At 58.4% G+C, this 12,713-nt stretch carries 13 protein-coding genes; 4 read left to right on the plus strand and 9 right to left on the minus strand.

Features of this window, described 5'->3' with window-relative positions; all coding sequences use genetic code 11:
* Window positions 1-4: 4 nt before the first annotated feature.
* From QZ517_RS07540 to QZ517_RS07570, 7 genes are all read right to left on the minus strand, one after another.
* Window positions 5-229: a hypothetical protein gene (locus QZ517_RS07540; protein WP_294224553.1), complete on the minus strand. Its 225-nt coding sequence runs from the start codon at window positions 227-229 to the stop codon at window positions 5-7.
* A gap of 85 nt (window positions 230-314) precedes the next feature.
* Window positions 315-1,019 (minus strand): SMC-Scp complex subunit ScpB, encoded by a 705-nt coding sequence (scpB, locus tag QZ517_RS07545; RefSeq protein ID WP_294224555.1) that lies wholly within the window; start codon window positions 1,017-1,019, stop codon window positions 315-317.
* Entirely contained in the window at window positions 1,012-1,836 is an 825-nt protein-coding gene (locus QZ517_RS07550) for a ScpA family protein (RefSeq protein WP_294224558.1), read from the minus strand. Before QZ517_RS07550 ends, scpB begins: the two co-directional genes overlap by 8 nt.
* A gap of 23 nt (window positions 1,837-1,859) precedes the next feature.
* A complete protein-coding gene (nagZ, locus tag QZ517_RS07555) occupies window positions 1,860-2,843 on the minus strand; it encodes a beta-N-acetylhexosaminidase (RefSeq protein ID WP_294224560.1) in 984 nt (327 codons plus the stop codon).
* Window positions 2,840-3,862, minus strand: a complete 1,023-nt coding sequence (locus QZ517_RS07560; protein ID WP_294224565.1) for an SPOR domain-containing protein — start codon at window positions 3,860-3,862, stop codon at window positions 2,840-2,842. Before QZ517_RS07560 ends, nagZ begins: the two co-directional genes overlap by 4 nt.
* 90 nt (window positions 3,863-3,952) lie before the next feature.
* Complete coding sequence (argS, locus tag QZ517_RS07565; RefSeq protein WP_294224568.1) at window positions 3,953-5,698, minus strand: arginine--tRNA ligase; 1,746 nt, start codon at window positions 5,696-5,698, stop codon at window positions 3,953-3,955.
* Window positions 5,699-5,773: 75 nt separating this feature from the next.
* The gene (locus QZ517_RS07570) at window positions 5,774-6,913 is read right to left on the minus strand and encodes a deoxyguanosinetriphosphate triphosphohydrolase (RefSeq protein ID WP_294224572.1); all 1,140 of its coding nucleotides are present in this window, start codon (window positions 6,911-6,913) and stop codon (window positions 5,774-5,776) included.
* A gap of 93 nt (window positions 6,914-7,006) precedes the next feature.
* Between QZ517_RS07570 and QZ517_RS07575 the strand changes: the two genes are divergently transcribed.
* On the plus strand, window positions 7,007-7,330 hold the full coding sequence (locus tag QZ517_RS07575) for an iron-sulfur cluster assembly accessory protein (protein ID WP_294224576.1): 324 nt from the start codon (window positions 7,007-7,009) through the stop codon (window positions 7,328-7,330).
* A gap of 78 nt (window positions 7,331-7,408) precedes the next feature.
* Window positions 7,409-8,188, plus strand: a complete 780-nt coding sequence (xth, locus tag QZ517_RS07580) for an exodeoxyribonuclease III (RefSeq protein ID WP_294224579.1) — start codon at window positions 7,409-7,411, stop codon at window positions 8,186-8,188.
* Here the strand turns inward: xth and QZ517_RS07585 are convergent.
* Entirely contained in the window at window positions 8,185-8,796 is a 612-nt protein-coding gene (locus QZ517_RS07585; RefSeq protein ID WP_294224582.1) for an SOS response-associated peptidase, read from the minus strand. The two genes, xth and QZ517_RS07585, sit on opposite strands and share 4 nt — an antisense overlap.
* A gap of 3 nt (window positions 8,797-8,799) precedes the next feature.
* Window positions 8,800-9,477, minus strand: a complete 678-nt coding sequence (locus QZ517_RS07590) for an arylesterase (protein WP_294224587.1) — start codon at window positions 9,475-9,477, stop codon at window positions 8,800-8,802.
* 18 nt (window positions 9,478-9,495) lie between these two features.
* On the opposite strand from QZ517_RS07590, the gene QZ517_RS07595 reads away from it, so the two are divergent.
* Both QZ517_RS07595 and QZ517_RS07600 read left to right on the plus strand, forming a co-directional pair.
* Window positions 9,496-10,191 carry an ABC transporter ATP-binding protein gene (locus QZ517_RS07595; RefSeq protein ID WP_294224589.1) on the plus strand — a complete coding sequence of 232 codons (696 nt, stop codon included), beginning with the start codon at window positions 9,496-9,498 and terminating at the stop codon, window positions 10,189-10,191.
* On the plus strand, window positions 10,188-12,713 hold the full coding sequence (locus tag QZ517_RS07600) for an FtsX-like permease family protein (protein WP_294224591.1): 2,526 nt from the start codon (window positions 10,188-10,190) through the stop codon (window positions 12,711-12,713). Before QZ517_RS07595 ends, QZ517_RS07600 begins: the two co-directional genes overlap by 4 nt.

Raw genomic sequence — 12,713 nt, forward strand, 5'->3', positions numbered from 1 at the left:
CCGTTTAGAACCGGCCAATCTTGCGTGTGACGCGCATGGCCTGCCGCGTGCGTTTGGCGTCAAACTGTGGGGCTTTGGTGGGCTTTGCGGTCTCCCCCCATGGTCCTGGCTCCGCAGGTGCCTTTTTCTGCACCTTGGACGCCGCGTTGATCCCAGCGTTGATGCCGCCGTTGATCAGACGGCGCATCACCATACGGGTGACCATATTGATCAGCTGATTGGCATTCATTGGGTCTACTCCGAAAATTCACTGGTCCCAATCTAGGGACAAAATGCGCCTATAGTAAGGCTGTCACGCTTTTTTGAGGTGGAACTTATTCCTCAAACAGCTCCGGCTGCCCGTCATCTATGACCATCCCGTCTTCCTCCTCATCGGAATTCAGTCCTAACGGAATCGTGCCCGGTGGTGGACGGTTTTCCAAAAGCCCCGCCGCCCGCAGCTCCTTGAGCCCCGGCAAGTCGCGCGGACTGGACAGGCCAAAGTGATCCAAGAATTGCGGTGTCACCACAAAAGTCACCGGCCGCCCCGGCGTCATTTTGCGCCGGCCAAATCGGATCCATTCCATCTCGAGCAATTGATCGACCGTGCCTCTGCTCACGCTCACACCGCGAATTTCTTCAATCTCCGCCCGTGTCACCGGCTGATGGTAGGCGATGATGGCCAGTGTTTCGACCGCTGCACGAGACAGTTTGCGTGTTTCCACGGTCTCTTTTTGCATGAGGAAACCAAGGTCTGGCGCAGTGCGCATCGCCCAGGCATCGCCGATTTTCACAACACTTACTCCGCGTCCCTCATACCGCTTGCGCAGATGCACCAAGGCCTCCGCCGCGTCACAGCCATGTGGCATACGGTTGTTCATCTCTTTGACGCTCACCGGCTCTGTACTGGCAAAAAGGATGGCCTCACACATGCGCTCCTGCTCAGCGATGGGCGGTGCTTCAAACAAGCTTTCTTCCTGTTGTGGTGCGTCCCGCACCGCCTCAACGTCCGGCTCCGACATATTGATATTGTCACTCATCCCTGCCGTCTCTCTTTCGTACTTCTATTGGCGCAAAGGTTTCGCTTTGGCGGATAAACACCTTGCCCTCTTTGGCCAGTTCCAGCGAGGCCGCAAATGTGGCTGCAGTGGCTGAACGCCGTTTTTTCGGATCGTTCTCCCAGCCCACGGGAAGATAACTCAGAATATTGGTCCACGCACCGGCATAGCCGATCAGACCGCGCATCCGCTCCAACGCCTCTTCCATGGTGAACACCGACTCGCGGTCCAGAATAAAGGGACGGAATTCGTCTCTTGTGCGCAGCCGCGCGTATCCTTGCATCAAATCCATTAACGTTGCCGTGAAGGTCACCTTCCGCACGCGTTCCACGGTTTCTGGCACACCTCTCGCAAAGAAATCACGTCCCAACCGGTCTCGCGCCATCAACTTAGCGGCCGCATCCCGCATCGCCTGCAAACGCTCCAATTGAAAGGCTAGGTGTGCCGCAAGTTCTTCACCCGACGGTCCTTCTTCGGTTGGATCAGGCGGCAACAACAGGCGCGATTTCAAAAACGCCAGCCAGGCGGCCATCACCAGGTAATCCGCGGCCAACTCAAGCCGCAGCCGTTTGGCCCGCTCGACAAAGTCCAGATACTGCTTGGCAAGTTCCAAAACCGAAATCTTGCGCAAATCAACTTTCTGCGTACGCGACAAAGTCAACAACAGATCGAGAGGCCCCTCAAACCCATCCACATCAACAATTAGAGCTTCCGCAGCCATGCGATCGGCAACGGAAATCTCCTCCTGATCCTCCGCAAAGGACATCTGTAGAGTTTTGTTAAGGTCGGTCTCGGCCATGCCCCTGCCCGTCAAGCGCCTGTTCAGAACGCTTTAAGTTCCTCGGCAAGCGCTTCAATGTCAACAGGCACGGCCTGTCGCCGCGCTGCTAACACCTCATCGGCCCGGCGCTGCCCGGAATCAGACATCTCGCCAATCGCTGCTGCCACAGCCTGACGCTCCGCCAAGGTTCCGTTGCAATGCAGCACCGCGTCACATCCGGCTGCAATTGCAGCGGCGGCACGTTGGTCCACAGTGCCGCTCAAAGCCTGCATGTCGATGTCATCGGTCATTATCAGCCCATCAAAGCCAATCTCATCGCGCATAAACTGCATCATCTTAGGCGAGGTCGTTGCAGGCGCGTCATCCATGTCTTCAAACACGATATGCGCCGTCATGCCCATCGGCAGATCATTGAGCGCTTTGAACGGTGCAAAATCACCTTCCAACTGCGCTTTTGGCACAGAGACACGCGGCAAATCTTTGTGGCTGTCCACCACGGCCAGACCATGCCCCGGCATATGTTTGATCACGGGATAAACGCCACCATCCCACAGCCCCTTGGCCACTGCGCGACCAATTTCGATAATCTGTTTTGGATTTTCACCATAACACCGGTTGCGTAAAAACGGATGTGTATCCGGCCGCGCCACATCAACCATCGGCGCACAATCCGCATCAATACCCAGCGCCATCAACTCATGTGCGATGATGCGATAGCGCAAATACATCGCCCGCGCTGCATTTGGGCCAGCTTTTTGCACTTCTTCCAAGGGCGGCAACCACTCAGAGGCTAGGGGCGCGCGAAGACGTTGCACCCGTCCACCTTCCTGATCAATCAGGATCGGCGCATGATGATCCACGCATGCGCGCAGTTCATCACACAGCGCGCGGATTTGATCCGCAGTCTCGATATTGCGCGCAAACAGGATAAAGCCAAACGGCTGCACATCCCGAAAGAATGTCTTTTCCTCATCTGTCAGGCGCAGCCCGTCACAACCAAAGATCGCGGCGCAAAAGCGGCTCATCGGGTGGTGACCGGAATACAATCTGCGTTTTCAGCCTTCAGCGCAGAGCAAAGACGGCGCGCGTCACTTACGGTTTCAAAGCCCATCGCCCGCAAGCGATAGAACACCCGCCCGCCGCTGCTGGCTTTCTCAATCACCCGGGACTTGTCCCCAAGGTAAGTGTCAAACCGCTGTTGCAACTTGTCCCATTCTGCCCGTGCAATCTCTGGGCTGGCATAGGCACCCAGTTGCACCAAACGTGTGCCTGCGGGAATGGTCTCCGCATCCACTTCTTTCAGGGCGCCCTGCACTGCGGCGTCAATCGACGCAACCTGCGTGCCTTGCGCCGCGGAAGACAGTTTCGCTGGACGCAACACAGGACGCAGTGAGCGCTTCAACCCACCCGTGACCTCTGGCTTAGGCGCCTCTGCAACATCTTCACTTGAAGGTTCCGGCTCACTCAATGCCACTTGAATCGGCTTCACCTCACCCACCTCAATGGTTTCGAGCGGCGCGGCACCAGCGGCCAATCGATCTGCCAATTCTTCCACCGACAGCGGCTTACTTACATCCAACGGCGCAGGAGCGACAATTGGCGCAACCCGCGCGCGGGCAACCACTTCGGTCAATTTTTCTGTCTCAACAAGGCTTGGCACTGCCGACCGGTCCTGGGCAGGCCGCACCACAGCAGGCGCATTCTGCACCCGATCACGATCTGTCAGAGAAATGGGCGGCGGCGCTACAATCACCTGATCCGCTGGACCAGCCGCGCTGCCATCTGCAGCCACCTGATTGACCATCAATCCCTGGTGACCCGCCTGACGTCCACCCGGATCTTCCGGTTGAATCCGCATTGGACCTTCCAAGGCCCGTACAACTGGCACACCGCTCACATCGCGGGAAAGGATCTGGAACCCCCACACGCCCGTTCCGACAACCAGCGCAAGAGATACAAACATCCCTGCGCGGTTCACCAAAAGAGCCGCGTTCGGAGAGTCGCCTTTGGGCGCGCCATGCGCACCCATCGGAATTTCTGCCATTTTTGCCTCACTGCCCGTACGCGTTACCGCAGATGTGCGGTGTCGCCGGGGTCGTCTTGCCTAGTCCTCAACCCCGACGAACGTGCAGCTTTAGCGCATCTCTTGTGCCGGAGTTACGCCCAGAATACCAAGACCTGCGGAAATAACAACGGCCACGGCGCGTGCGAGCGCAATTTTCGCCTGTGATGTATCTGCGTCACCCTCTTGCACAAAGCGCAGCGAGGTGTCCTCGTTGCCTTTGTAGTACAGCGCATGCAGCTCCCCTGCGAGTTCATAGAGAAAAAACGCAATCCGGTGCGGCTCGTTGGTGCGGCCCGCAATTTCCACCAAACGTGGCCATTCGGCCAATTTCCTGGCCACGGCGATCTCTGCCGCATGATCCAGCTTGGACAAATCAGCCGCGGCCAAAGTTGCGTCATCCGCAGTGATACCCGCGGACTCCGCGTTACGGATCACCGAACACACCCGCGCATGCGCATACTGCACGTAGAACACAGGGTTGTCTTTGGACTGCTCCAGCACCTTATCAAAATCAAAATCCAACGGCGCGTCGTTTTTGCGGGTCAGCATCACAAAACGGGTCACATCCGGCCCCACCTGATCCACGACATCCCGCAGGGTCACAAATGTGCCTGCCCGCTTGGACATCTTGAACGGCTCGCCGTTTTTGAACAGTTTCACCAGCTGGGTCAGCTTAATGTCCAAGGGAACCTTGCCATCTGACAGTGCGGATACCGCTGCTTTCATACGCTTGACGTAACCGCCATGATCCGCGCCAAAGACGTCGATCAGCATATCAAAACCGCGATCAACCTTGTCGTAGTGGTAAGCGATGTCTGGCGCAAAATAGGTCCACGCCCCGTCAGATTTTTTCACCGGGCGGTCGACATCATCCCCATGTTCGGTTGATTTGAACAGGGTTTGCTCACGTGGTTCCCAATCTTCCGGCTTCTTGCCTTTTGGTGGCTCCAACACACCTTCATAGATCAAGCCCTTGGCGTCCAGCTCCGCGATGGCAGCCTCGATACGGCCTGTGCCATACAGCGATTTTTCGGAATAGAACTTGTCCATCACCACGCCCAGAGACTTCAGATCCGCGCGGATCAGTTCCATCATAGCATCAGTGGCGAAGAGGCGGACATCCTGGAGCCAGACATCTTCTGGCTGATCGATATACGCGGTGCCGACCTTTTCTTTCAGCGCCTTGCCGGTCTCAATCAGGTAGTCACCGGGATAGGTGCCATCAGGGAAAGCAACCTCTTGGCCGTGCGCTTCCAGATACCGCAGATACACAGAGCGCGCCAACACATCGACCTGCCCGCCCCCATCGTTGATGTAGTACTCACGGGTCACATCAAAGCCGACAAAATCCAACAGCGACGCAAGCGCATCGCCAAACACCGCACCACGCGTGTGCCCAACGTGCAGCGGCCCGGTTGGGTTGGCGGAGACATACTCCACATTCACTTTCTTGTTCCCACCCATGGTGGAGCGGCCAAAGTCCTGGCCACCATCCAGCGCAGCTTTCACAACACCTTGCCACAGTACCGGCGCCAAACGCAGGTTCAAGAACCCGGGACCAGCTACCTCAGCCACATCCACACGCGCGTCTTCCGCCAGCCTGACAGCCAGCACTTCGGCGATGTCGCGTGGTTTCATCTTGGCAGGCTTGGCCAGCACCATCGCAGCGTTGGTGGCCATATCACCATGCAGAGCATCGCGTGGGGGCTCCACCGCCACGTTTTTGAAGTCCAGTCCTTCAGGCAGCTTGCCTTCGGCTTGCATCGCAGTCAGCGCGTCGATCACGGCAACGCGGATCTCGGAAAACAGGTTCATCAGACCGTCCTATCAATGTGTCTTTGGTCTTTTCGGATTTGGCGTGGTTTATCACCCCAATCCGTCACGTCAACGTCACTTGCCCAGAAGCTGCTCATGTTGTTGCAGCGCATAGCGGTCTGTCATGCCGGAAATATAGTCCGACACCATACGCGCCACTGCTGTTTCATTATCACATTTTGCCAAATCCGCATGCCAGCGCACTGGCAACAACGTTGGCTCAGACAAAAACAACGGGAACAGCTCCTGCACCACAACGGTTACTTCTTTGCGCATCTTCACCACGCTTGGCGCGCGATACATACGTGTGAACAGAAAGCTTCGGATTTCCTTGAGGTCCGACCAAAGCGCCGTGGAAAACTGCACCACAGGCCGACCACAGGCGCGCAACTCTTCCACTGTCTGCGCGTCTACCTCGGCCAATGCCGCACGAGACGTATCAATCACGTCCCCCACCATCACACCAAACACGCGTCTTAAAGCTTCATGACGCCGTCGGATAGCCTCCAAGCCCGGGTATCTCTGATCTACAGCGGCAAAAGCATCGCCCACAATTGGCAGCTCACAAATCTCTTCTTCGGTAAACAGGCCAGCGCGCAGACCGTCGTGTAAATCGTGATTGTTGTACGCCACATCATCCGCCAACGCCGCAACTTGTGCCTCCGCACTGGCATGGGTGTGCAGCTCCAAATCATGGATCGCGTTGTAGTCCGCCAACGCATAAGGAAGATCACCCGTCACTGGCCCGTTATGCTTGGCAATGCCCTCCAAGGTCTCCCACGTCAGGTTCAGCCCATCAAAATCCGCGTAATGCCGTTCCAGAGAGGTCACAATCCGGACCGCCTGTGCGTTGTGATCAAACCCACCATACGGTGCCATCAATTCATGCAGCGCGTCTTCTCCGGTATGCCCAAACGGCGTGTGCCCCAAATCATGCGCCAAAGCGATCGCTTCGGTGATTTCCTGATTGAGCCCCAGCGCTCCCGCAATCGTTCGCGCCACCTGCGCCACTTCAATCGAATGCGTCAAACGGGTGCGAAAGTAATCACCTTCATGCTCCACAAACACCTGTGTTTTGTGCTTGAGCCGCCGAAACGCGCTGGCATGAATGATACGGTCCCGGTCTCGCTGAAAACACGACCGGAAACTGCTCTCCTCCTCCGGAAAACGCCGTCCCTTGGCGCGTGCCGGATCTGAGGCATAGGGCGCCTGCATGAGCGTGGTCCTTGTAGCCTGTCCTTGGCCCTTCTATATTGGAGTTTATGCCCGCTAGGAACCGGGCAATTCGCGCGAATAGGACAAAATATCATGCAGTTGCCGCCCAAAGTCACCCAAAGAGCCTTCGAACGTCTCGCCGAGATCGGCGCCGCCGATCAGGGACAGGCCCTGCGCGTGGCGGTCGAAGGTGGCGGATGTTCCGGCTTTCAGTACGAAATCAAACTCGACTCCCAAACCGACGACGACCTCGTGCTCGAAGGTGCCGGTGAGAAAGTCTTGGTGGACAGCGTGTCGTTGCCGTTCCTCACAGACGCGGTGATCGATTTTACAGAAGAGCTGATTGGTGCCCGGTTTGTAATCAACAATCCCAATGCCACAAGCTCTTGCGGCTGCGGCACCAGCTTTTCGATGTAGGGTCAGCGATTTTCGCCTCTTGCTGTTCCCTCCATTGGCTGGATAGATAGCCCTGTCCAGCGAATAGGAGCGCGTCCCATGAAAATCGCCACATTCAACATCAATGGCATCAAGGCGCGCATAGAAACCCTGCCCCGCTGGCTGGATGAGGCGCAGCCCGATGTGGCGCTGCTGCAAGAAATCAAATCCGTCGACGAAGCTTTCCCGCGCGAAATCTTTGAAGAACGCGGCTACCAGGTCGAAACCCACGGCATGAAAAGCTTCAACGGCGTCGCGATCCTCTCCAAGCTCCCGCTTGAGGATGTAACCCGCGGTCTGCCCGGAGATGAGACCGACGAACAGGCCCGCTACATCGAAGCCACCGTGATGGGCGACACCCCGGTACGGGTCTGCGGCCTCTACCTGCCCAACGGCAATCCAACACCTGGCCCAAAATACGACTACAAATTGGCCTGGATGGAGCGGCTATATACCCGCGCCCAGGAGCTTATGGCCACTGAAGAACCCTTCCTCATGGCCGGTGACTTCAACATCATCCCGCAAGACGAAGACGCCGCCAAACCGGAAGACTGGCAAGAAGACGCACTCGCCCGTCCCGAAAGCCGCGCCGCCTACCGCCGTTTGCTGAACCTTGGATTCACCGAAGCCTTCCGTGCCCGCAATCAAATGCCTGGCATGTATTCTTTCTGGGACTACCAAGCCGGCGCATGGAACCGCAACAACGGCATCCGCATCGACCATTTCTTGCTCAGCCCACAATGCTCGGACCTGCTGCAAGATTGCCAGATCGACAAAGAAGAGCGCGGACGCTCTAAGCCATCTGACCACGTGCCTGTCTGGGTAGACCTCGCGGCCTAAGGCGCATCCCAATCCACATCCGTAGCTTCTTCGATGGTCAGACATCCCTCTGGCCAAGGTACCATCAACGGCGTGACCTCTTCCGTCGTGCCTGTGAGCCACAAATCAATCGCGTCTTTCTCAAGCAGAACCCCCATCCGATGATGGATCGGCTTCACGTCGCCATTGGGCTCACAGGTCACTGTCGCTACCTGATGCACCTCCCGCCCTCCGGGTGCGATCCACACATCCGTGATTGCCGCAAACACCAGTGGCTCACTGCCCTTGATGCGCCACGCCGTTTTCTTGCGCTTCTCACCGGTCCACTCGTACCAGCCGTCAACAATCACCAAGGCCCGCCCAACGCCATCAAACGCGGACTTGTCGAACACTGTCTCGGACCTCGCATTGACAATGGTTTCCATCACCGGCCGCCCCCGCGCATTCACGCGGCCAACCGGAATGATACCCCAGCGCATATGCTTGAAGCCATCCGCAGTCAGGCACACAATCTCCTGTCCCGGCGCTATATTCCGGCGTGACGGCTCATCAGAAACACCGACAACCTCACGACCAACCCACTGGCCGATCTCCGTCATTGAGGTCTCAAGAAAAAGCCGCCCCGGCATAACTCACTCCTTTGCGGCGCTCTCCGCCAAGCCCTGCACATATGGACCTAGCGCCGGTACAATTTGCGCCACACCCTGCACATTGGGATGGATACCATCCGCCTGCATCAGCCCGCGTAACTGATCCGCGGGCAAATCCCGAATGGCCTCAAAGAAATCCGGCGCCAGCTCCACATTAAACTCAGCAGCCAGTTCGCCATACATCCCATCAAAGACTTGTTTGTAGTCCGCGCCAAAATTCATCGGCGCTTCCACCCCGATCAACAGCACATCCACTTCCGCCGCCTGCCCAGCTTCGATGATCCCAGCCAAGTTGGCTTTGCTCACCGCTGGATCAATCCCACGCAAAGCGTCGTTGCCCCCCAACGAGACAATCATCGCATCCACGTCCGGCCCCAGGGTCCAACCAACCCGTGACAAGCCGCCCTGCGTGGTGTCTCCAGACACCCCCGCATTCTGCACAATCACGTCCAACCCTTGCGCCTTAAGCCAGCTTTCCAGCTGCGGTACAAAGCCATCACCTTGCGGCAAGCCATAGCCATGTGTGAGGCTATCCCCCAAGGCCGCAATCACCACCGGCTCCGCAAAAGCCGAGCAAACCGTTACCGGAACAACTAAAATGCCGAAGGTCAGCGCCTTGCCCGCGCGCTTAGACGCCCCATATAGGGTGGAAACATTCATCAACAGGCGGCCTCTTTCATGTCATCCATTCTCTCCCTTCAAGATGCGACTTTGGCGCTGGATAGCAATGCCGGACGCATAGAAATCTTGCACGGAATCTCTTTGGACGTGCAGGCGGGGGAGGCTTTGGCGCTTGTTGGTCCATCTGGTTCAGGCAAATCCTCGTTGCTGATGTTGATGGGCGGGTTGGAGCGCGCAACCTCCGGCACCATCACCGCGCTGGATCATGATCTCTCTGCCATGGACGAAGACGCCCTTGCCCGATTCCGCCGCGAAAACATGGGGGTGGTGTTTCAGAACTTCCACCTAATCCCCACCATGACCGCGCTGGAAAATGTCGCCACACCTTTGGAGCTTTCTGGCCGTAAGGATGCACTGGAACGCGCCAAAGCCGAGCTTGAGGCTGTTGGCCTTGGCCATCGGGCCGATCACTATCCCAGCCAAATGTCCGGCGGCGAACAGCAACGGGTTGCGCTTGCGCGGGCCTGTGCCCCCTCCCCGCGCCTGCTGCTGGCGGATGAGCCCACCGGCAACCTCGACCAATCCACCGGCGAGACCATCATGGACCTGCTGTTTGACCTACACGCCAAACGCGACACCACGCTGGTGCTGGTCACTCACTCCAATGCGCTTGCAAAACGCTGTGAACGGGTTGTCCGCCTTCGTGACGGTCGCATTGAAACACCTCTTGCGTCGGTCGAGGCCTCTGCATGAGCCTCTCCGCCGCAACGCGCATTGCTCGCCGTGAAATCCGAGGCGGGTTGCGCGGCTTCACCGTTTTCCTTGCCTGTCTGATCCTCGGCGTGGCCACCATCGCTGCCATCGGTTCCGTGCGCAGCGCCATCCAAACCGGCCTTACTTCCGAGGGTGCCACGCTTCTGGGCGGTGACGCCGAAATGAGTTTCACCTACCGCCGCGCCACCGACGCAGAACTGGCATGGATGGACAAAAATACCGACGCCACGTCCGAAATAATCGATTTCCGCTCCATGGTGGTGGTTCCCCGCGAGGACGGCACCGAACGCGCATTGGCCCAGGTCAAAGCCGTCGATGACGCCTACCCGCTTGTTGGTGCTGTTGAGATTACACCTCACATTTCTTGGACAGACGCCCTAGCCGGATCAGACACCCTTCCTGGCGCCGTGCTACACGGGTTGCTCGCAGACCGTCTCTCTCTTGAAGTCGGCGACACCTTCCAGCTTGGCACCCAAGAATTCATCCTCACTGCCCGACTGGATCGCGAACCCGACACCGCTGGCGGCTTCAACTTTGCCCCCCGCGCTTTTGTACGCACCGTTGATCTTGCAGGCAGCGGTCTTCTTTCTGCCGGTACGTTGTTCACAAGCCACTACCGTCTCGACCTGCCACCATCCCCCGATCTGGCCGCGCTTGAAGCTGACGCCCGTGCCAAATTTGAAAGCACCGGCCTGCGCTGGCGCGACAGCCGCAACGGCGCGCCGGGTATCACCCGTTTTGTCGAACGCTTCGGCGCCTTCCTGATCCTTGTCGGCCTCGCAGGCCTTGCCGTGGGTGGCGTGGGCATCTCCACCGCCATTCGCGCCTACCTTTCGCGCAAGACTGAAACCATCGCCACACTGCGCAGTCTTGGCGCAGATCGCAGCACCATATTCCTCAGCTACTTCCTACAAATCGGTTTTGTCTCTCTTGTCGGTATATCTCTTGGCCTCGCCCTCGGCGCACTCCTGCCCATTTTACTTGGCCCACTGATAGAATCCGTGCTGCCTTTCCCCGCGAATTTTAGCCTCTACCCGATCCCACTGATCGAAGCCGCGCTCTATGGCGCACTCGCCGCCGCCATCTTCACCCTATGGCCGCTGGCGCGCGTCGAAAACGTCCGCCCAAGCGCACTCTTTCGCGATCAACTTGGCGAAAGCCGAAATCTACCCGCCGCGCGCTACATCTTTGCCGTCGGTCTGCTGATAGCATTGCTCCTCGGCCTCGCCAGCTGGCTCTCCGGCTCCGCCCGCCTCACACTCTGGTTTGCAGCTGGTGTGGTCATAGCCATGGTCGCGCTCACTTTCGCCGCCACCGGCCTACGCGCCCTCCTGCGCCGTCTTGCCACCCGCCTGCGCAGCCGCCCCGAACTCCGCTGGGCCGTGCAATCCCTCGGCCGGGCTGGCGACGCGACCACGCCCGTAGTGTTATCTCTTGGCCTAGGCCTTAGCGTGCTCGCCACTGTTGGCCAAGTTGACGGCAACCTGCGCAACGCCATTGCCCGCGATCTGCCCGACGTTGCGCCATCGTTTTTCTTTGTCGACATCCAACGCGACCAAATGCCAGCCTTGCAATCGGATTGGGACGCCACCCCAACCATTCACAATGTGGAAACCGCCCCCATGCTGCGCGGCGTGGTCACCCGCATCAATGATCAACCCGCCAAAGAAGTCGCGGGGGATCATTGGGTCATTCGCGGCGACCGCGGTGTGACCTACGTAGGCCAAATGCCAGAAGACACCAAGCTCACCGCAGGCACTTGGTGGGATCCGGACCACACCGGCGATCCTCAGATCAGCTTTGCTGAAGAGGAAGCCCTGGAAATGGGCCTGAAGCTGGGCGACAGCCTGACCATCAACATTCTGGGCCGCGACATCACCGGCTCCGTCACCAGCTTCCGCGAGGTGGATTTCTCCTCCGCCGGAATGGGTTTTGTGATTGTCTTGAACGAGGCGGCGCTTTCCGGGGCCCCGCACAGCTTCATCGCCACGGTCTATGCGGAAGCTGACAGCGAGGCGACCCTGCTCAAAGACGTCTCTGAGCAATACCCCAACGTGACAGCCATCCACGTGCGTGACGCCGCTGAACAGGTCTCCAGCCTCGTCGCACAGCTCGCCAACGCCACCACCTATGGCGCGTCGACCATCCTGCTCACCGGCCTCTTGGTGATCTTTGGCGCTGCGGCAGCGGGCCAAGCCGCCCGCACCTATGAGGCGGCGATCCTCAAAACCCTCGGCGCCACCCGTGCGCAAGTGCTGCGGAGCTTTGCCTGGCGCGCCGCTCTCCTTGGGGCGGCGGCTGGTACGGTCGCGCTTGCCGTCGGCCTCACCGGTGGCTGGGCTGTGATGACCTTTGTCATGGAGAGCGATTTTTATGTAATCTGGCCCAATGCTCTGTTGATCCTTTCCGCTGGCATCCTGGCCAATCTGTTGGCCGGAATGGTCTTTGCGCTGCCTTCCTTGGCCAATCGCCCCGCACAAATCCTGCGCGCCCGCGACTGA

This window comes from uncultured Shimia sp. (genome assembly GCF_913054185.1).
Lineage (GTDB): Bacteria > Pseudomonadota > Alphaproteobacteria > Rhodobacterales > Rhodobacteraceae > Shimia.

Excerpts from the sequence above, each read along its gene's own strand:
- scpB (WP_294224555.1), bottom strand. The coding sequence starts at position 1,019 with ATGAGTGACAATATCAATATGTCGGAGCCGGACGTTGAGGCGGTGCGG.
- xth (WP_294224579.1), top strand. The coding sequence starts at position 7,409 with ATGAAAATCGCCACATTCAACATCAATGGCATCAAGGCGCGCATAGAA.
- QZ517_RS07560 (WP_294224565.1), bottom strand. The coding sequence starts at position 3,862 with ATGGCAGAAATTCCGATGGGTGCGCATGGCGCGCCCAAAGGCGACTCT.
- QZ517_RS07590 (WP_294224587.1), bottom strand. The coding sequence starts at position 9,477 with ATGAATGTTTCCACCCTATATGGGGCGTCTAAGCGCGCGGGCAAGGCG.
- QZ517_RS07540 (WP_294224553.1), bottom strand. The coding sequence starts at position 229 with ATGAATGCCAATCAGCTGATCAATATGGTCACCCGTATGGTGATGCGC.
- QZ517_RS07570 (WP_294224572.1), bottom strand. The coding sequence starts at position 6,913 with ATGCAGGCGCCCTATGCCTCAGATCCGGCACGCGCCAAGGGACGGCGT.
- QZ517_RS07600 (WP_294224591.1), top strand. The coding sequence starts at position 10,188 with ATGAGCCTCTCCGCCGCAACGCGCATTGCTCGCCGTGAAATCCGAGGC.
- QZ517_RS07550 (WP_294224558.1), bottom strand. The coding sequence starts at position 1,836 with ATGGCCGAGACCGACCTTAACAAAACTCTACAGATGTCCTTTGCGGAG.
- QZ517_RS07585 (WP_294224582.1), bottom strand. The coding sequence starts at position 8,796 with ATGCCGGGGCGGCTTTTTCTTGAGACCTCAATGACGGAGATCGGCCAG.
- QZ517_RS07575 (WP_294224576.1), top strand. The coding sequence starts at position 7,007 with ATGCAGTTGCCGCCCAAAGTCACCCAAAGAGCCTTCGAACGTCTCGCC.
- QZ517_RS07595 (WP_294224589.1), top strand. The coding sequence starts at position 9,496 with ATGTCATCCATTCTCTCCCTTCAAGATGCGACTTTGGCGCTGGATAGC.
- argS (WP_294224568.1), bottom strand. The coding sequence starts at position 5,698 with ATGAACCTGTTTTCCGAGATCCGCGTTGCCGTGATCGACGCGCTGACT.
- nagZ (WP_294224560.1), bottom strand. The coding sequence starts at position 2,843 with ATGAGCCGCTTTTGCGCCGCGATCTTTGGTTGTGACGGGCTGCGCCTG.